The 20,577-nt window shown below is 35.1% G+C and carries 17 protein-coding genes, 1 other RNA gene and 1 pseudogene; 6 read left to right on the forward strand and 13 right to left on the reverse strand.

All coding sequences use genetic code 11. The annotated features are described in order from the left end of the window. Window positions 1-18: 18 nt before the first annotated feature. The 4 genes from U8526_RS01185 to U8526_RS01200 are packed head-to-tail and all read right to left on the reverse strand — an operon-like array spanning window position 19 to window position 3,448. On the reverse strand, window positions 19-927 hold the full coding sequence (locus U8526_RS01185) for an RluA family pseudouridine synthase (protein WP_334340611.1): 909 nt from the start codon (window positions 925-927) through the stop codon (window positions 19-21). Continuing rightward, the gene (lspA, locus tag U8526_RS01190) at window positions 920-1,384 is read right to left on the reverse strand and encodes a signal peptidase II (RefSeq protein ID WP_334340138.1); all 465 of its coding nucleotides are present in this window, start codon (window positions 1,382-1,384) and stop codon (window positions 920-922) included. The genes U8526_RS01185 and lspA overlap by 8 nt, the downstream gene beginning before the upstream one ends. Then, window positions 1,384-3,066, reverse strand: coding sequence for a formate--tetrahydrofolate ligase (locus U8526_RS01195; protein ID WP_334340139.1), 1,683 nt, complete (start codon window positions 3,064-3,066; stop codon window positions 1,384-1,386). The genes lspA and U8526_RS01195 overlap by 1 nt, the downstream gene beginning before the upstream one ends. Continuing rightward, window positions 3,050-3,448 carry an EbsA family protein gene (locus U8526_RS01200; protein ID WP_334340141.1) on the reverse strand — a complete coding sequence of 133 codons (399 nt, stop codon included), beginning with the start codon at window positions 3,446-3,448 and terminating at the stop codon, window positions 3,050-3,052. Before U8526_RS01200 ends, U8526_RS01195 begins: the two co-directional genes overlap by 17 nt. A 27-nt stretch (window positions 3,449-3,475) precedes the next feature. On the opposite strand from U8526_RS01200, the gene U8526_RS01205 reads away from it, so the two are divergent. From U8526_RS01205 to U8526_RS01215, 3 genes are all read left to right on the forward strand, one after another. Beyond that, window positions 3,476-3,877 (forward strand): reverse transcriptase-like protein, encoded by a 402-nt coding sequence (locus U8526_RS01205; RefSeq protein WP_334340142.1) that lies wholly within the window; start codon window positions 3,476-3,478, stop codon window positions 3,875-3,877. 69 nt (window positions 3,878-3,946) lie between these two features. Next, entirely contained in the window at window positions 3,947-4,960 is a 1,014-nt protein-coding gene (locus tag U8526_RS01210) for a lipoate--protein ligase (protein WP_334340143.1), read from the forward strand. Window positions 4,961-5,053: 93 nt separating this feature from the next. Next, window positions 5,054-5,998, forward strand: a complete 945-nt coding sequence (locus U8526_RS01215) for a magnesium transporter CorA family protein (RefSeq protein ID WP_334340144.1) — start codon at window positions 5,054-5,056, stop codon at window positions 5,996-5,998. On the opposite strand, the gene U8526_RS01220 is transcribed toward U8526_RS01215, so the two are convergent. From U8526_RS01220 to U8526_RS01235, 4 genes and pseudogenes are all read right to left on the reverse strand, one after another. Then, entirely contained in the window at window positions 5,995-7,113 is a 1,119-nt protein-coding gene (locus U8526_RS01220) for a THUMP domain-containing class I SAM-dependent RNA methyltransferase (protein ID WP_334340145.1), read from the reverse strand. The genes U8526_RS01215 and U8526_RS01220 overlap by 4 nt on opposite strands. Before the next feature lie 77 nt (window positions 7,114-7,190). Beyond that, window positions 7,191-7,549, reverse strand: an RNA gene (gene rnpB, locus U8526_RS01225) — RNase P RNA component class B. A gap of 225 nt (window positions 7,550-7,774) precedes the next feature. Further along, window positions 7,775-8,197: pseudogene (gpsB, locus tag U8526_RS01230) on the reverse strand (cell division regulator GpsB); the annotation flags it as partial. Between the two features lie 64 nt (window positions 8,198-8,261). Then, window positions 8,262-8,813 (reverse strand): SLOG family protein, encoded by a 552-nt coding sequence (locus U8526_RS01235; protein WP_334340148.1) that lies wholly within the window; start codon window positions 8,811-8,813, stop codon window positions 8,262-8,264. Window positions 8,814-8,879: 66 nt separating this feature from the next. Between U8526_RS01235 and recU the strand changes: the two genes are divergently transcribed. Beyond that, window positions 8,880-9,509 (forward strand): Holliday junction resolvase RecU, encoded by a 630-nt coding sequence (gene recU, locus U8526_RS01240; RefSeq protein WP_334340149.1) that lies wholly within the window; start codon window positions 8,880-8,882, stop codon window positions 9,507-9,509. Next, on the forward strand, window positions 9,506-11,977 hold the full coding sequence (locus tag U8526_RS01245) for a transglycosylase domain-containing protein (RefSeq protein ID WP_334340150.1): 2,472 nt from the start codon (window positions 9,506-9,508) through the stop codon (window positions 11,975-11,977). Before recU ends, U8526_RS01245 begins: the two co-directional genes overlap by 4 nt. 46 nt (window positions 11,978-12,023) lie before the next feature. Here U8526_RS01245 and U8526_RS01250 read toward each other — a convergent pair whose 3' ends face one another. The 5 genes from U8526_RS01250 to U8526_RS01270 form a co-directional block, all read right to left on the reverse strand. Next, window positions 12,024-12,923: an ROK family protein gene (locus tag U8526_RS01250; protein ID WP_334340151.1), complete on the reverse strand. Its 900-nt coding sequence runs from the start codon at window positions 12,921-12,923 to the stop codon at window positions 12,024-12,026. After that, window positions 12,920-15,715, reverse strand: a complete 2,796-nt coding sequence (locus tag U8526_RS01255) for a family 78 glycoside hydrolase catalytic domain (protein WP_334340152.1) — start codon at window positions 15,713-15,715, stop codon at window positions 12,920-12,922. Before U8526_RS01255 ends, U8526_RS01250 begins: the two co-directional genes overlap by 4 nt. A 149-nt stretch (window positions 15,716-15,864) precedes the next feature. Continuing rightward, the gene (locus U8526_RS01260; RefSeq protein WP_334340153.1) at window positions 15,865-16,719 is read right to left on the reverse strand and encodes an MBL fold metallo-hydrolase; all 855 of its coding nucleotides are present in this window, start codon (window positions 16,717-16,719) and stop codon (window positions 15,865-15,867) included. 16 nt (window positions 16,720-16,735) lie between these two features. Next, entirely contained in the window at window positions 16,736-18,016 is a 1,281-nt protein-coding gene (locus U8526_RS01265; RefSeq protein ID WP_334340154.1) for an apiosidase-like domain-containing protein, read from the reverse strand. Between the two features lie 67 nt (window positions 18,017-18,083). After that, a complete protein-coding gene (locus U8526_RS01270) occupies window positions 18,084-19,301 on the reverse strand; it encodes an MFS transporter (protein ID WP_334340155.1) in 1,218 nt (405 codons plus the stop codon). A 180-nt stretch (window positions 19,302-19,481) separates the two neighbouring features. On the opposite strand from U8526_RS01270, the gene U8526_RS01275 reads away from it, so the two are divergent. Beyond that, window positions 19,482-20,573, forward strand: a complete 1,092-nt coding sequence (locus tag U8526_RS01275) for a helix-turn-helix domain-containing protein (protein ID WP_334340156.1) — start codon at window positions 19,482-19,484, stop codon at window positions 20,571-20,573. Window positions 20,574-20,577: the final 4 nt, after the last annotated feature.

Genomic DNA, 20,577 nt, shown 5'->3' on the forward strand with positions numbered 1-20,577 from the left:
TGTAGATTATAGCACGACTTAATGTTGAGAACGTAATTGCTTAAGAGTCTCTTGAAAAATTTTTGGAGGCTCGATTGAAAATTGCATCCACTCATGAGTTCTGGGATGCTCAAATCCAAGTGTCTGAGCATGTAAGAATTGTCCCTTACCAGGTAACGTATTCTTAGGGCCATACAAAGGATCTCCTGCAACAGGATGACCAATATATTGCATATGAACTCTGATTTGATGAGTTCGACCAGTTTCCAGTTTCAATTTCAGTAACGAGTAGTCCTCAAATTGTTCTAGAACTTCAAAGTGAGTTACGGCATGACGACCATCTTCGACGACGGCTTGCTTTTTACGATCAAACTTTGATCTGCCTAAAGGAGCGTTGATCTTTCCTTTTTTCTCTTTAAAGTTACCATGAACAATTGCCAGATATTCACGTAAATTACTTTTATCTTTTAACTGTTTCATCAATGATTGTTTAGCTAAATTATTTTTAGCAATCATGAGTAGCCCTGAAGTGTCCTTATCGATACGGTGCACGATTCCTGGACGTACTACATCGTCATCATTGATCTTACTGTGATATAAGATAGCATTTACGAGTGTCTTATCTGGATGACCGGCAGCGGGATGGACAACCATTCCCTGGGGTTTATTGACGACAATCACATCTTGATCTTCATAGACGACGTCGATTGGAATATCTTCAGGAACAGCCTTAATAGGTTCTTCTTCAGGGATATTGACCGTGATCTTGTCGTTAGCTACGATCTTGTAGCCAGTTTTACTAACTGGCTGACCATTGACTAGGATGTGTTGTTCTTTAATTAATTTTTGGATCTGAGATCTGGTTAAATCGTCTAATTCACTATTCAAATAGGCGTCTAAACGATTCTTCTTTGGTTCACTGTATTCTAATTCGAAAGACTTACTTATTATTTTTCTCACCTGCTAATTGGACAAACAAAGATACAATTATTAATATTACACCAATCGTAATATAAGTGTCCGCTAAATTAAATATTGGAAAATTCATAAAATCTAAATTAAACATATCTACCACAAAATGTCTACTAAAACGATCAATTGCGTTACCAATTGTTCCCGCTAAAAGGAAAATCAGAGCAAAACGATACATGTATTCATTTTTAGCAGCTTTGATGAAAAGATAAACTAACACTACGACAGCAATGATAGTTACTAGATAAAAGAACATCATCTTCCCTTCAAGCATACTCCAAGCTGCACCAGTATTAGTGATATGTGTTATAGACAGAATTCCTGGAATAAACTCATGGACACTCATTGGAGCAATATTATTGGTGACATAAAATTTAAGTCCCTGATCACCAACAATTAAGATTGCGCAAAGCAACCAATAAATCAACTGCACTAGAATAATCCTCCAATAGTTCCTTCATTATCAACATCCATATTCAAGGCAGCGGGTTTCTTTGGTAAACCAGGCATTGTCATAATGTTACCAGTTAAGACAACGACGAATCCGGCACCAAGTTTTGGCACGATATCAGTAACGTGAAGTGTAAAGTCTTTAGGACTACCAAGACGTTTAGGATCATCACTAAGTGAATATTGTGTTTTGGCAACACAGATTGGTAGGTCATCCCAAGCATTATCTTTTAATACTTGTAATTGATTTCTAGCCTTTTTACTGTATTCAACGTTGTTAGCACCATAAACTTCAGAAGCAATCGTAGCGATTTTAGCTTCGGTAGTCTCTTCGTCTTCATAAAGACGAGTGTATTGTGATTCCTTTTCAGTTGCTTTAATAACAGCTTTAGCTAGAGCTTGTCCACCCTTGCTACCTTCATGATGGATTTCAGCGAGTTGTACATCAACGCCTACTTCATCACAGAGACTGATCAAAAGTTTGATTTCGTTATCTGTATCAGTTGCAAACTTGTTGATAGCTACGACAACTGGCACATGATAATAACGCATGTTGTGAATATGACGTTTCAAATTCTTGAAACCAAGATTCAAAGCGTTGAGATCTTCATTTTGAATGTCACTAAGAGCCTGACCACCGTTGTACTTCAAAGCACGAATTGTGGCAACAATGACGATAGCATTTGGAGCGTGACTCAATCTAGGAGTTACGATATCCATGAACTTCTCGCCACCAAGATCAGCACCAAATCCAGCTTCTGTGACAGCGTAGTCGCCTAGTTTCATAGCTAGTTTAGTAGCTAAGATACTGTTACATCCATGGGCAATATTAGCGAATGGACCACCATGAATGATAGCTGGTGTGTTTTCAAGTGTTTGTACCAAGTTAGGTTTCAAAGCATCTTTTAATAGAACTGTGATTGCCCCTTCAATGTGTAAGTCACGAACAAAGATAGGTTTCTTGTCAAAAGTATAAGCAATCAAGATACTTGAGATTCTTTCTTTCAAATCATCAATGTCTTGAGCTAAGCAAAGGACAGCCATTAATTCACTGGCAACCGTAATTTCAAAGTGTTCTTCACGTGGCATGGAGTTAAATGGTCCACCCAAACCAATAACGGTATTTCTTAAGGCACGATCATTAATATCTAAAGCACGTTTCCAAACAATACGACGAGGATCAATGTTTAATTGGTTCCCTTGGTGAATATGGTTATCGATCAAAGCTGCTAAAGTGTTAACAGCTGAAGTTAAGGCGTGCATATCGCCTGTAAAATGTAAATTAATATCTTCCATAGGAACTACTTGAGCGTAACCACCACCAGTGGCGCCACCCTTCATACCCATGACAGGTCCTAATGAAGGTTCACGTAATGCTAGAACAGTTTTCTTGCCCAATGATTGAAGTGAATCAGCTAATCCGATAGCGACAGTTGATTTACCCTCTCCGGCTGGAGTTGGATTGATCGATGTAACTAAAATAAGTTTTCCATCGTCTTTTTCCATTGATTTGGCAATACTGCGACCAGAAAACTTAGCTTTATAGTGTCCATATGGTTCAATATCATCTGGTGTCAAACCGATTTTGTTGGCAATTTCGTTAATATTTTTCATATTATCGTGCTCATTTATTTGAGCAATTTCGATATCACTTGGAAATGACATTGCTTTCACCTGCTTCTTTTCTAATTAATTTTAAAATACCCTTTGTGGAAGTAATCTTAAATGGAAAATAATCATGATTACTGAAACTAAATTCCAAAGTCCATTGGTTATTCGCCCTAATATTAACATCTTTACTCTCAAAAATACGCGTTTTGTAGTAAGGTTCCTTGATAACAACTTGACTATTTGTAAACTTCACCCAAGAGTTAGATATAATATAGATTACGTAGACTGCGTCTAGAATCCAAACTAAGAACGGAACAATACTCAAAGACATTATCTCCAGTTGTAAAATAATCCCCAAACATACAAGACTGAGCGCAAGCGACCACATTATGATTCCCCATGGGCCTGCTGGTTGAACAAAATGTTTCTTTGACATAATTTCTCCTGAAAGGTTTTAATAAATATGATTAAATTGTACACCGATGCCGGATTAAATACTAATTTAAATCTAGGCGTCGTTAGCTTTGTAATAAGGCTTGATAATAAAATTTATACTGATGCTCAAGCTCAAAATTCTGATGATAATCACTTTTTAGAATTTATGGCATTAAAAATAGCTTTGGATAAAATTATAAAAAATCATTGGAACGATGAGATAGTTTTAATTCATTCTGACAGTCAAATTGTGGTCGATAGTGTTGAAAAAAGGTATTCAAAACATTATCAAGCAATATTGGATGAAATTTTGCAGAATTTAGAAGAATTTCCAAGTTACTTCATCAAACACATAGCAGATAAGGATAATCGCGAAGCTCACGCTCTAGTTCATCAGAAAATGTTATCGTTACGTAAAAACCGTGGTTAATTTGTTTCTAAAAATTGATAACTGTGCTAGTATAAAAACGTTTCCAATTCAGATGAGGAGGTACTTTTTATGTACTACGTTGTTATGAAAGATCGCGATATTCGTGATAACCTTGCTACCGAACAATATTTAATGAACAATGTTGAATTCGATGAGCCACTAGTCCTTTTCTACATTGAAAAACCTTGTATCATTGTTGGTCGTAATCAAAATACGATCGAAGAAATCAACAGTGATTATATAGCCGATAATCACATTACTGTAACCCGCAGAATTTCTGGTGGTGGTGCAGTTTATCAAGATCTAGGTAACCTTTGTTTTAGTTTTGTGGTTGACTCAGATGATAAGAATTTTGGTGACTTCAAGTCATTCACACAACCAATCATCGACGCCCTTCACCAAATGGGTGCAACTACCGCTGAAGTTTCTGGTCGAAACGACCTATTAGTTGATGGAAAGAAATTCTCTGGCAATGCTATGTATTCTAGAAATGGTAAAACATTCTCACATGGAACTTTGTCACTTGATGTGGATCTAGATGTCCTAACAAAGGCTTTACATGTTCAAAAGGACAAGATTGCCTCTAAGGGTATTAAATCGATCAGAAGTCGTGTAACTAACTTACGTCCTTATCTAGCACCTGAGTATCAAGATCTAACAACTGAACAATTCCGTGATAAATTACTATTGGAATTATTCCACGCCGATAACTTGGATGACATTAAAGATCGTGAATACATTGTTACTCCTGAAGACCAAAAAGAAATTGATAAGATCAAAGAGAAATATTACTACAATTGGGATTGGGTTTATGGCAAGTCCCCTGCTTTCACTGCTAAACAAAGAAAACACTTCGATATGGGAACGGTTGATATTCGTTACAATATTGAAAGTGGTAAAGTTGAAAACGTTGAAATATACGGTGATTTCTTTGGTATGAAAGATGTTAATGATATTAAACAAAAATTATTGAATGTTAAATTTGATCGTGAAGATATTTTAAAAGTATTAGACCAATTTAATTTGGATGACTACTTCAAGGGTATTCCCGAAGTTGAATTATTGAAATTATTCACACCATAACCTACTTATTCATATAAAAAAGTGGATTGAGAAAAATAATTCTCAACCCACTTTTTATTTTTGGTATCATTATCCTTAATAAGGGGATAAAAAATGATTAATGAAAAAGCGTTAGACCAAAATTATACATTAGTGGATGTTCATTCAACCACCAATTTAAGCAATTCAGACCGAACTTCTTTAATTGAAAACTACAGTTTAACCAATGAGATTCTTGATTACGCTGATGATGAAAATGAACGTGCTCGATTTGAATATGATGAATACAGTCAGACTTTTCTGATTGTCTACAATGTACAAAACGAAAATGAACAGAGTAACGACTTATCCCAAAGAGTCTTACCCATTTCTTTTGCCATCAAAGATAAGCAGCTCTTTTTGTTTACAAATGACGCTACTCATTATGTGAGAGATTATCTCCTGTACGCAAAAGAAAACTTTAATGAAGGCCGAGAAGACCTGCTTTGGGAGTTGATTTTTCATACTTTTGATCAGATTTCCAGTGATTACAGCGATCAGATCAGCGAAACCGACTCTACAAGAAATAAGATTCAACGATTGATCAAGAAACATCGTTCCTCAGAAAGCCAAATTTTGGATCTGGCTGAATTACAGGATCTAACTACTTATTTGAGTACCGCCATTAATGGCAATGCAACTGTTTTAAATGAGATAGAGCTCATTTCTAGTGGGAAAGTCCAACAACTTCACCTAACTAAAGCTACGCACGAGCATCTTCATGATTCTGTTATCGAAATTGAACAGATCAAGAATCAAGTCAATCTGAGTTCCGATATTATTGATCGGATTTCTAACACTTACAACAATATTTTGAATAATAGAACAAATACGACCATGAAGGTGCTGACAGTTTACACTATCATTTTAAGCATCCCCACGATCGTATCAGGTTTTTACGGTATGAATATGAAATTGCCCGTGGCTAACCAAGAATGGTCTTGGATCTTTTCATTAATCGTTACCGTCGTTATTATTTTAGTTATTCTTTGGGACTTGCATAGACGCAATAGTCTTTAGTGCTTTGCCCAGTATTGGTACATATCAGTTCTGATAGAACCATTATAAAGTTTACGTTTCTTAGTAGCTAATTCACCATAATATTTTTCAAATTCAACATCACTGGTTAGAATATATTTATTCCAAGTGGGAGCGGTCGAGAAGACTTCTCCCATTTCTTTATATAGTTTTCTAACGCCAGCCATGTCACTCATACGTTGACCATAAGGAGGGTTAGAAATAATTGTTCCGTACTCTCCTTCGATCTTCAAATCCTTTACAGCAATCTGTTTGAATTGGATATCGTGTAAGACACCGGCATCGTGAGCGTTTAATTTAGCCACGTCGATCATTGATCCATCGATATCACTGGCAAAAATATCTAAATCAAGATCTTTTTTGACACCAGCCTTGGCTTCTTCTTTAAGATTAGCGAGAATCTTAGGATCGAACCAGTCAAAATCCTCAAATAGGAAGTGGCGTAAGATACCAGGAGCAATGTTTTTCGCCATACGAGCTGCTTCAATCGCAATTGTACCAGAACCTGTTGTAGGGTCCATGAATGGATCTTCTTCTGGATGCCAAACAGTCAAGAGAATCATTGCTGCCGCAAAATTTTCCTTCAATGGAGCAGCACCATGTTCCACACGGTAACCACGTTTATAAAGTGATTCGCCGGTTGTATCAAGTGTTACTTCAACCATATCTTTATGAATACGAGTTTCAATTTGAAATTTTGCACCAGTCTCTGGTAAACGTCCACGACGCATGAAAACATCAGCCATTTTGTTAACAATAGCTTTTTTAGTAATAGCTTGAATATCACGTTCAGAATGTAATTGTGATTTGACAGTTCTAGCCTTAATAGGGAAAGCTGCATTTAAAGGTAGCCAATTATCCCAGTCGATTGCATAAACTTTATCGAATAATTCTTCGAAAGTTGTAGCTTTGAAAGTACCAATCAAAATTTTGATTCGATCAGCACTGCGAAGCCACAAGTTAGTTTTCGCAATATCTTCATATTCACCGTCAAAATAGACCTTACCGTTCTCGGTCTTTGTATCGTATCCCAAATTCTGTAGTTCTTTTGCGGTTACAGATTCAAAGCCGCTTGACATAGTCGCAATTAATTTCATATTGCTCCCTCTTAGTTTAATTTTTAATTGATTGTATAAAAAAAGGACGAACAAGTCGTCCCTTTGCCTCGATAAATTCCTATAGGCCACGTTCTGTTCATATGTTAGGCTGGCAATCCTAACACAGTTAGTAATCATCTATCTACAATTAAGCCTTCACAGTAGATTCATTTCTCGTTATGAAGCGCCCCTACCAAAGTTTGGGTTGCCCGCTTGCGGGGTTTACCTCGTTCCACCATTGCAATTTCTCACAATAATCCGTCTCTGTGGCACTTTCAAGCTATTAACACATAGTCAAAGGACCTTAGTGCTTTCGCTGCCGTTACCCGAAGGTACCTTGGCTTATTGGGCCAAGCACAAACACTGCAAGCATCTCAGCTCGCGCGGGCGTGGACCTTCCTCAGCCTAGATAACTAGACCGCGATTACTCGTAACTTACCGACTTAAGTAGTATACACTAAAATCTGTTAAAATTGTTATTATTATTAAAATTATTTTGATTTTGTCCAGAATTCCCATTCATTGGGCGATTTCCTTGAAAATTATTTTGGTTGTTGAAGCCATTGTTCATATTAGGATTGATCTCAGTATGACCACTTTCAACACCATCATGACCATTGTTCATATTGTTAGGAACAACAGCTGAAGCAAATTGTTTGGCACCGTCATTACTGTTTTCGGGAACACCATTAGCAAAGTCATGACCGAAGACACGTTTTTCCAAGTTAGAAAGACGTCTCAAAATATCATAGTTAGTTGAAGCTTCAGCAATTGAACTTGAAACTGGCTTTTGTTGAGCTTGAGGTTGTGGTCTTCTATTTTGGACTTGAGGTCTACGTTGTGCTGATGGATTTGCATTCATGTTGCGTGATTGCATGAGACTTTCATTTTCAGCCTTCAATTGACTGATTTCACTTGTAAATGTTTCGTAATCCTTAATTATGCCATCCAAGAATTGATCGACTTCGTTAGGATCGTATCCTCTCATCTTTGTCTTGAATTCTTTTTGTAAGATATCGTTGGGTTGATAATTTAAAGCAAATTCATTGCCGTTATTATTCCCATTACTACCGTTTTGGTTCATTCCATTCATGTTGTTCATTTTTTAAACACCCCAGTGTTAATTATTATTCTAAAAACGACTGAAACTAGCTATCTGATAACATATTAGCAAAATCCTGCATAGAATCAAAATCTATTAATTCTAATTGGTAATCGTTGCCGCCATCCTGATAGGCTTTGATTGCCTCGTAATCATATTTGGGCTTGCCACCACTATCGGGATCGTAAAAAATCAAAGCTCCATTAGTATGTTGCAACATGAAACCTTGCCATACTCTTAATTGTCTACCTGAATGATAACTCATATTGGAAACTTTGTTGACATAGTCAGCGTTTCTTAAAAAATTTTTTAGTAATAGCTGATTGTTCTCATTCCACTTGTTTCCAAATTCAGCGTACGGTAATATCACTGCATGTCTTATATTATAGCCTTTTTTCTTAACTTCTTGTATAGATTTGCCAACAATTTGTTCCGTACCTAATTGTGCACCGGTTATGATCCATTCGGTTCCATTTTCGGCATAATTAATTAGTCTTTCTTGAAAAAAGTCTTGAATTACTTTGGCTTTTGGGTCATTATCTTTAAAAATACCTAGCTCAAAAGACCGATAACCGGTTACCCATAAATTTTTTATCATAAAGAATTCTCCTCTAATTAATATTTTCGGCATCATGGTATAATTTGCACAGTGGGAGTTGATATTTTGAAAATAAACTATCCTGATGGTCGAACTTTTAACAATAAACCATCACAATCTCCTCTTAGTGAAACGAGTGCCAAAAAGAGAATGATTTTTGGTGATCGCGGTATGACACTTGAGGAAGAGATTAATGAAAGTAATAAATATTATCGTAGTCACGATATAGCGGTAATATATAAGAAGCCAACACCGATTCAAATCGTTAAGGTAGATTACCCTAAAAGAAGTAAAGCTGTTATTAGAGAAGCTTACTTCCGCCATGCCTCTACTACTGATTATAATGGTGTGTACAATGGCTATTACGTTGATTTTGAAGCTAAGGAAACTAAGAATAAGAATATTTTTCCGTTAAAGAATTTTCATCAGCATCAAATTGACCATCTTAAAATGTGTCAGAAACAAGGTGGCATTTGCTTTGTCATTATAAAATACGTAGAATTAAAACGCTATTTTGTAACGCCTGCTGATGAAATCTTTGTACACTGGGATGCTCAAAAGAACGATGGTCCCAAATCAATACAGTTGAAAGATATCGTCGACAGTTCCATCGAAATCAAAGCAGATTATAATCCTACTTTACCCTATATTAAGGCTGTTCAACAGTTGATAGAAAGTGGGAAGGAGAAAAAATGAAGAATAAGAATACCAGTATATTAACTTTCAAAAATATTTTAAAATGGATCTTATCCATCGTGGCTGTCTTGGCCGGAATATTCTTGTTTGTCTTTGTATACTACGCTTTCAGTGCTCCAGCGGTTAGTCAAGAGAACCTTCAAAGTGGTGGTTCTTCAACAATCGTAGATTCCACTGGTAAGCAAATTGCGTCTCTAGGCGATAATAAGAGAAATTACGTTACTATCGATAAGGTTCCACAACAAATGGAAGACGCTGTTGTTTCTATTGAGGATAAGAATTTCTACAATGAACCTTTAGGTATTGATCCTGTCAGAATTGCTAAATCAGCTTTTAACAACGTTACTAAAGGTACTCTCCAAGGTGGAAGTACTTTGACCCAACAATTAGTTAAATTGACGGTCTTCTCTACTGAAACGAAAGATCAGACTTTTAAACGTAAGATGCAGGAAGCTTGGTTGGCAATGAGGGTCAGTCAAAAGTTTTCAAAGCAACAGATTCTTGAGTTTTATATGAACAAAGTTTATTTGAATAATGGTATCTATGGTGTTGAAACTGGTGCTAAGTACTATTATGGCAAGAACTTAAAACAATTGAGTTTACCGCAAATGGCAATGCTAGCTGGTTTGCCAAATGCACCAAGTAATTATGATCCTTACACTCATCCAACAGAAGCTAAGCAACGTCGTGATTTAGTTATTCAAGCAATGTACAACAATAACAAGATCACTAAAGCTCAAGCCGATGAAGCTATGAATACACCGATTACTTCAGGATTGCAACCATATAAGAAGGTAAGCAATAGCAACAATTCTAAACGAATTATCGCTGATCCTTATATTAAAGAAGCAATTACCGAAGTTAAGAAAAAGGGCTTTGATCCATACCGTGATAACTTAAAAATCACGGTCAATATGGATTATGATGCCCAAAAACGTCTTTACAATATTGTTAACTCTTCTAACTATGTATCCTTCCCTGATTCGAAGATACAAGTTGGTGCAACCGTTGTTAACCCTAATAATGGTAAAGTCGTAGCCATGATTGGTGGCCGTAACCTTGGAAATGTTCAATTTGGTTTGAACCGTGCCGTTCAGACTGGTCGTAGTAATGGTTCTACTATGAAACCTCTACTTGATTATGCTCCAGCCATTGAAAATCTAAACTGGTCTACATACCATCAATTGGAAGATACTGAGTATACTTATGCCGGTACCAATATTCAATTGAAGGATTGGGATGAGCAATACGAAGGTCAAATGAGCATGCGTAAGGCCTTAGTTAACTCAAGAAATATCCCAGCTGTTAGAACTTTATCAGCCGTTGGACTTTCTAACGCTAAAAGTTTTGTTAAGAAATTAGGAATTACGGTTAAGGAAAATGGTTTGTCAGTTGGTATCGGTGGTAATGTTTCATCACTTCAAGGTGCAGCAGCCTATTCTGCCTTTTCTAATGGTGGGACATACTACAAACCATACTATGTTTCTAAGATCGAAACGGCTGATGGGATCACCCATACTTACGGTAAAAATGGTAAGCAAGCAATGAAAGATTCAACCGCCTACATGATTACCGATATGCTTAAAGGTGTACCTTCAAGTTATGCTACTTATGCTAATATCTCCGGTTTACATCAAGCTGGTAAAACTGGTACAACCAACTATGACTCTAATTCTATTGCCCAAAATCCTGCTTTGAGCGGTACAGCTAAAGATTCATGGTATAACGGTTATACAAAGAATTATTCAATTAGTGTTTGGACCGGTTATGATTCTCCAAATCAGAATGGTATTTCATCCACTTATCAAAGTGTTGCTGGAAAGATTTACAAAGCTGAAATGAGTTATTTGGCTGAAAATACTAACAGCAATCCTAACTGGAAGAAACCAAGTTCTGTCGTTTCAATGAGAATTTCAAACTCTGGTTCTGAGACACCAGTGGTAGCCTCTCCTAGTTCCAGTTCATCTAGTTACACTAAAGAGTTGTTCGTTAAAGGACATGCACCAGCAAATCCATACAAGGATTCCGATTATTCATCAAGCAGTGCATCTAAGTCCAGCAGCAATGAAGTAACAACGAATAACCATTCAAGCAGTTCATCTGAATCAAGCGATTCTGACAACGATACGAGTGCTAGTGATAATACTGAAACTGGTACCGGATCAGATTCCGACAGCAACAGTAGTGATAGTGATAACACAACAACTAATAATTCGAGTGACTCATCTACTACGAATAATAATTCAAATACTGGAAATACTAATTCCAATAACAACACGAATACTGGCAATAATAACAGTAATGGTGGTACCACAAATAATAACAATTCCGGTAGCGATAGTAATAATTCATCAAATTCCGGTGATTCGAATACTGGTGGTACAACAAATAACAATAGTAACAGTGGTAGTTCTACTAATGGTGGCGCTACTACTAATGGATCTTCTACTGACAGTTCTGGTCAGTAAGGAATCAAAAATCCGCATTCAACTTTTATGTTGAATGCGGATTTTTTTAGTTGTTGTTCTTATTGATATGAATTAACAAATTGTTTAATGCACCAAAGATATTTGCATCGTTTTTAAACTTTGCCTCGACAATTTCTGGCCTGGTAAGTGTTTGTTTTAACAATTCGTTTGTGTTTAGCATATCATCATAAGCTTTGTTGATCCCCTGTATTACGCATGGTTGTGCAGATATACCACCACCGATTGCAATACGTTTTAAATCATCCACTGCCTGTATGGTCAAAATCAAATAAGCAATTCTTTTACAAAATTCTTCATAAATTTGTTTTGCTTTTACGTCGCCCTTTATGATAGCTTCAAATGCTGTTTTACCGTCCTTGATGTCTGGATTGTTTATAGCCCTATTAATTTGCTCAATCATTTTTACTGCGGAGCTATATCCTCCGGCCATCCCATTAAGGCTCATATCGTGAACATCCATTTGTATAAAGCTAAGCTCTCCGGCTTGATAGTGAACCCCGTTAAGTAATTTCCCATTTATTATAATTCCGCCGCCAACACCGGTTCCTAGAGTAATCGAAGCACAGTTACTAATATTTTTCAGACTTCCTAACCAATTTTCTGCTAAAACACTTGCTTTACCATCATTAATTGTAGCTATAGGTAGATTTAAATTTTTATATCGTTGAACAAAATTTAGTCCATCAAGAAATGGTAATGATCCACCAAAATGAATCTCATTCTTCTCAATTTTACCTGGTGCACAAATCGCTATTCCCTTTATTTCTCCAGTATTTGAATATATCAGAGTATCAAGTTTATCCAAAAATTTATCCTTGGTATTCTCAGTTTTAATTTTATTTTTTTTAATTAAATTACCATTATGGTCAAGTAAGGCATATTTTACGTTTGTTCCACCAATATCAATACTTAGATATTTATTCATTTTTGATTACCTTCCAGCAAAGATTTTTGAAACAGATCATTAATTTGGTTAATTTGTTTTTGGTTAAATGGTTTGAAACCAATTCCACGCATTTCTTGACTTAGTTGATAAAGAGAATATTTCTTAAAGCGTTCCATATTGCCAGAAATTTCAAGAAAGTCCCAGAAAGGTACTAGTTCTTTAAGATTGGCACAGAGAATTTTATCGCCAATAAATTCTTTTAAAGGGGTGTGAACGTCACTAGTATTAGTGATTGGTTTGGTTGGTACGTAGGAAATCTCGTAGTTACCTGCCGATAAAATAATATTATTATCAGCAATTTTATTATTTATCCAAATTTTGTCAGCCCTTGGTAGTGACACTTTAGTTTTTGAACCAAATGGTATTGATAATGTGATTTCAACTTTATTAGCATTAACAAGCTTCCAAGCAACTTTTAAAATTCCAGTTGGTAAAGCACATTGTCCCTTAATTTCAGATATTTTTGCATTGATTATCGGTTTAAAAACAGCATCATTATGAGTTTGTTTTATACCTAAAAGATACTCATAAGCCCATCCCATTACTGAGCCAGCTGAATAATGATTAAGAGAATTCATTCCATTTTCGGCAATTTCACCATTTGGTTTCACTGAATTCCAGCGTTCCCAAATAGTTGTAGCACCAAGTTTTACTTCATAAAGCCAACTTGGAAAATCATTATTTAAAAAGATTCTTAAGGCTAAATCATTTTGATTGTTTTCAGACAAGGCAGGTAGAAGTAATGGTGTTCCGACAAATCCTGTTGCCAGATGATTATCGTCCTTTTCAATTTCATTTACTAAATTATTAATCAATATATCACGAGATCCTTCAGGATATAGATTGAATTGTAAGCAAATTGCTAGTCCTGTTTGTGTATTTGCAAGTGGTAAACCATCTACAGTGAAGAAATGTTTAATGAAAGCTTCCTTAACTAATTTAGCTAATTGACCATAGTATTGGGCCTCGTGTTTCATTTTTAAGGTCTCAGTAGCCTGACTTACAATTTTAGATGAGTGGTAATAGTAAGCACTGGCAATTAAATCATCAGGTGTTTTTCCTTTAAGTTTCATGATATCTTCCGTGTCTAATGCCAACCAATCACCTAATTGGTCGTCTCCAAGCCATAGGTATTCGTTATTATTTTTTATCGCTCTTTCATGAATCCAATCAACCCAGGACATCATTGCACCAATATTCTGTTGTAAAACAGCTTTATCACCAGTTCTTTGATAAGTATTCCAAGGAATGATTGTCGAAGCATCACCCCATACAGCCTTTCCACCATCTTTTTGATCTGGAGCTGGAACGTACAATGGGACAAATCCGTTATTTTTACTCTGTTCAACTGCAATATCAAAACTAAATTTTCTAAAAAATTCAAAAGTGTTCATGTTGTAAGAAGCAGTTTTAGCAAAAATTGCCGCATCCCCAGTCCAACCTAACCGTTCATCACGTTGAGGACAATCTGTCGGAATATCTATAAAATTAGATTTTTGTCCCCACTTAACATTTTCAAATAATCGATTAACATCTTTATTACTTGTCTCTATAGTTCCTGTTTTAGACATATCTGAATAAAGTGCAATACCAGTAAAATTAGATTCTTCAATATCTTTTGGAAATCCCTTTAATCTGGCATATCGAAAACCGAAATAAGTGAAATGTGGATGAATTGTTTTACCTAATCCATCGCTAATATAAGTGAATTCTGCCCTGGCTGAACGTAAATTATTACGATAGAATTCACCATTTTGCATAATTTCTCCGAATTCAATGGACCCCTTGTCACCTTTTTTTAGGAGATCTTTAAATTCAATCCAGCCAGCAAAATTTTGCCCAAAATCAAGAACAGTATCACCATTGTTAGTATGAATAGTCTTTTTAATATTAAAATGTTCATGTTTCTTAATTGGTAAGCTCAGACGATCAAGCAGATGCTGATTAATCGATTTTTCATTGATCGCGGTACCCAATATTTGAGATTTCTTATTTAGATTGATGTCTTCACCATAATAAATACCAGAATGGGTAATAGGTGAATTCAAAACTTGCCATGATTCATCAGTGGAAATTATATGCTCTGCACCACTTTGATCAATTATTCGCAGATCTGCAAGAGACATTAATCTGTCACCATAATTATCGGAAACACCACCATGTTCTTTTAAGCCAATTTTTCCTTTATACCAGCCATCGGCAAGCATGATTTCCAGTTTATGTTCACCATCAAATAATTCTGTACTAACATCATAAGTATTCAATTGAGTGTAATAATTATAATCAGTAAAACCAGGTGTTAAGAATTCATTTCCAACTTTTTTACCATCGAGATAAGCCTCATATAAACCCAAACCGGTAATATATAAGCGAGCTTTTTCAACATTATAGGTAGTAAAAGTCTTAGAGAGAACAATGCTGTGTACATTCTTATCAGAAAATCCAATCCAATGGCCTTTCATCTTTTGTCCTAAATAGCCAGTTTCAAACCAAGTACTATGCTTAATTAATTTTTGATCCCCTGTTTTAATCAGTAATTCAACCTGATAGTGAGTTCTCGCTTGCATTGTAAATGGAAAGTCAAAAATTAGATTCTGAGCCATTTCCCATTCTGTTTGATAGACAATTTTATTATGTGCCTTAATAATTAGTTTTCTGTATATTTTTTCTGAATAGGCTTCGTTTAAATAACCAGTAATGTGCAAATGATTATCCAAATTAAAACCTAATGGCTTGTCCATATGATTAATTTCAACCCTTGAAATTTCCATAAGTTCTCCTCCATTTTATTTAATGACATCGCTTTCATTAACAATTATTCTATAAATTCAGAGTATGATTTAATCAATTGTGTTCTTTTTTGCTTTTTTCTGCTAAATTTGTGATCAAAAAAAGAGGCAATTATGCCTCTTGAAAAATTTTATAAATTATTTGGATTGTAAAAGATATTACCATCACCACCGTCGATTCGCTTGGGATATCCAGGAATTGAAAAGTCAATTTTCTTCGCAATCAAGGCCTTATTACCCATGAATTCAAATGGGATATTGTCTACTTTACCAGCAAAAATATCAGCACAAAGGTTTATCAAATTCTGTAAAAGCATGGGACTCACTTCATAATTACCATGTGTAATAAAAATATGATCATATAATCCATCAGTTCTTCTTTGTAACTCCTTCAAACTAGACAGGTAGCTATGTAAACTAGGTGCATAATTATCCCAAACAAACGTTGAGCGGTTAGCTCCATCGCCTGTTATTAGTATTCTGTCTTCTTTTAATAACAATGCCATCATTCCAGGTGTGTGGCCAGGGAAACTAAAAGCCTGAATATGAATACCACCAAGATCAAAAATTTCTCCATCTACTAAGTTATGAAATTCATCGTCAGCGTGAACTGCATTAACAGGAGCGATTGGTAAATCATTGTAATCAATGGTTTCTGGGATGGACATTTTAGTATATTCTGTCCTTTGCTTTAGATCCGCCATACCATCATATACTAAACGATCAGCAAGATTCATATAGACTTTATGTTCTGGTAGAAATTCTATTGCGCCCATAGCATGATCAATATGTCCATGAGATAAAATGATATCATAATCTGTTCGAGCCAGCCCATCAATCAAGGGTTTTAAAGGACTCATACCCACACTAGTATCAATTAAAACAGCATGTTTTTCACCTTGGATAAAATACAGGTCTTCACCTGTGACAGTCTGAATCAGTATTAAATGATCATTCAATTTTTTTGTTGTAAAGTACTCTGTCATTTCAAACTCCTCCTTCTTATTTTTTATCAATAACAATCAGCTTGTCCTCTAAAGATGTCCCTAACTGTAAAGTATTATTTATAATGGTACCTTCTTTAATATCATTAGAGTCAAGTTCGACAACCTGACAACAATCAACTGTTAAACCTAAGTCATCAAAATTAAATGTGTTATTAGTTGGAAGATAAATTAATATATGGTTTCTACTTTCAGCGGCAAAGAAGTCCTTACTTTTATTATTAATAGGCATTAATTCATCTTTTGACAAATTCAACATTAATTGTTTTAAGAAGCCAAGGTCTCTTGCTCCCTTTAAGTTCAAACAAACACGCCAGTCAAAGGGTTTTAGATCACGGGTAAAAATATTTCTGGCCAATGTTTCTGGACGGGTAGAATCTGTCCAGGGCCAGATTCCAAAGGTGCCATATCCTAGGCCTGCATCAGCCCCACTTAAAACTGCCTCCCAAGCCGCTTTTCTTACATCATAATCATGATATCGTTCAAGGTTATCTTTACTAATTTCAATCAGTCCTTCATAGCAAAGCTCTGAGTCAATTATTGGTCCCTTGAAACCACGTTTGCGCAACTGTCTGGGAATACTGTAGGCAGAGGACTGGGTACTAATATCGTGTCCTGATTGATATAGGAAAACATTTACTTCTTTTAGAAACTCTTGCGGTAAATATGATGAGCCACCATTAATGTGAAAGGAAAAAATACCTTTTGTATCTACTGTTTTAGCTACATTTAAAACTTCTTGGTAATATTTTTTTGTTTTCTCTGGATCAGGACCTTCTGCTTTTCCAAAACCAACATCACCACTGACAATCCATAATGGGTGATACTTTTTAAATCTTTCGACGACATACTCAATATAGGGTTTTATGTCTTCAAATGGCATTATATTATTTGGGGATATTCCTCTCATCCAAGTTCCTGGCACATAATTTCCCCATAGTAGGACTAAGCTTGGAATCATATTTATCTTCATCATTTCGTCAAGCATTTTCTCAGCATTATCAAAATATGACTCATTGATTTTAGTATAATCATATTTGTATTTACCATCTATTTCCTTACTGATTGGAAATGGATTTCTCCCCTTTAGAGGTTCTCCATTGTCCCATTGACGAAGCAAATTTATTTGAATGGCATTAAATCCTTGTTCTTTTCTAGTGTGTAAATAATATTTCCAGTCATTCATATTGATACTAGAAAAAGCTCCCCAATTCGTATCTGCTAAATAAAATATACGTCGTCCTTTGGAATACAAATATTTGTCTTTAACTGTAAGCATAATTAAATCCTTTCTATATATTAGAAGAGACTTCACTCAAATTAATGAATTAAGTCTCTTCACTTTTTTAATTAACTTTTACGATTTGTGTTTTTTCTTTAAATGCAAAATACATTACTAATAAAATTACAACTGATAGTATTACTGATAAAAACCCGGCATTTTGAACAGCAATCCTAGCCGATCCCTGTCCTAATAACATGCTAAAATATGGAGCTAAAAATGAAGCAATATTTGAACCAATTAAAACTAGTCCATTATTGAATGTATTAGTTTTGCTATTAGATAATTCAGCGATTCTAGTAAACATAAATGGCATTGCTGTACCACCAATTAATCCATTTAGTACCATTAATGCATAAATGGTTGGTTGATTTCTTACAAATGCTAATGCTGCAAAAGTTAATCCGAATACAAATACTCCCAGTGGGAAGACATATTTACCTATATGTTTATATAACCAGCCAAATATAATACCTCCAAGTACCTGAGTCATACTCCAAATACTTAAAGTTGTACTTGCATCAGTAGGGGATCCAATTCCTTGTTGAACGTACATGACAGCTAAATTCAACATAATTGTCATAACAGTACCCATGATGATGAACATTGCTAATGATATTAGGATCACGCGTAATTCTGCATGAGTTGGTAACTGTTTGCTTTCAACCTTTTGGTTTTTATCTTTAGCGGCTTGTTCTGCTCTGGCCTGTAATCCCTCTTTTTCAGGATTCGGAACAAAGAAGATAAGCAAAAGTAATGCTGGAACAAATACTAAATATGCCCAATAAGCATTATGCCAATCACTAACCATTAGAAGTCCAGCTAGCATTGTAATAAAGGATGATCCTAAACTTGCAATTGACGATCTCCACCCCATCAAGTTATCTAATTCATGACCCTCGAAGAATTCACTTAAAAGTGCAACGGCAATAGGATTAGCTAATCCAACTCCGACACCCATTAAGGCTCTGGAGGCTAAAATAACTAAATAACTTTTTGAAATGGCCGGAACAATTGAAAAAATAGCAGCAATAATTAATCCGATAATAGCAATTCTCTTTTGACTGAATTTATTGGCAATCAATCCACTAATGAAAATGAATATTGTTGTGGCAATTGCACCAAAGGTAGTTACCATTTGAATATTTGCCTGTGAGATATTAGGAAAACTTTTAGCCATTAATGGTGTTGTCGAAGCTGTTGCACCTGTTGCTTGTTCGACAATTGAGACAGCCATCAATGAAATAATTAATAACCATTTTTTTGATTTACTTATGTTCATTTGAACTTTCCTCTCTAACTATAGAATTAGTTAACTTTTTGTTAAGCGCTTACATCTATTTAGTATATGAACTTTAATAAAACTCACTTTTGAATTTATGTTATTTTTTACAAAAATATGTTATTTATACAAACGCTTTCATGATACTATAAAAGTAAAAAAGAAGTTAAAGATAATCGAATGAATAAAAGTAATGAAACAATTCTATATAATTATCACGCAGCATGTAATCTCAGTCTTTATGTTCTAAATGAAAATAATGAGATGGTTGCCCGCTATACCCCGCCTCTAGCTCCAAATTTAAAAGAAAATTTGATAAAAAAAGCACCACTTAGTTCTGAACTAGATATATATTTGATTACCAACAAAAGTAGTTTGGGTATTTTTAAATTAGACAACTATAAAATTATTGGTTGGAACCCTGATTTTACGACTAGCGGCAAAGGGGGTTATTTGCGAAAAGCTCCCATGTTGGACTATAAGGAATTTAGTAATCAAATGAGTTGTCTTTATTATATGTTCTTTCAAAAATGGCCCCACATTAATAGTATTCAAGAGAAAATTCTGGTTGGCGAAAGTATCGACGACGAACCGACAAATAATAATAGTACTTACGAAGGTTATTTGTCAGAAAAAGAGTTAATGGATGCTGTGACCCAGGGAAATTTAGCTCGATTTAATAAGTTCTTTTCAATTTTTATTAAAGAAGGAAACTTTGGAACTTTTAGTAAAGATAAAAACCGTGATGCAAAGGATATGGCAATTGCAGCAACAACTTTGTACACTCGTGCAGCGATTGCCGGTGGATTGCCCGCCAGTCAAGCTTACGGTTTGAGTGATCATATTATTAAACAGATTGAAAAAGACTCGACCATTTTAAATTACTATGAATACTCGCGTGCAATTGGAGAAATTTTTATTAATCGTATAATCCGTCATAAAAGAATGAATTTAACGTCAACTGTTTATCAAGCGCAAGAATATATTTACGCTAATTTTCGTAGTATTACGAGCGTAAACGAAATCGCCCAATCAATCGGAGTAAGTACATCTTATTTACAACATCTTTTTAAGAAGGAAACGGGACATTCGTTAATTAATCTAATAAACCGTGAAAAGATTAAACAAGCACAGCATTATTTGATTTTTACTAAAAAATCTATTGAAGAAATTGCTTATGATTCTGGATACAATAATCAAAGTCAATTTTCAACGATATTTAAAAAGGAAGTTGGCATTACACCAACCTCTTTTCGTAAACAAAAGAAGTGAAATA

This window comes from Companilactobacillus sp. HBUAS56275 (assembly GCF_036913655.1).
GTDB classification, from domain to species: Bacteria; Bacillota; Bacilli; order Lactobacillales; family Lactobacillaceae; genus Companilactobacillus; species Companilactobacillus pullicola.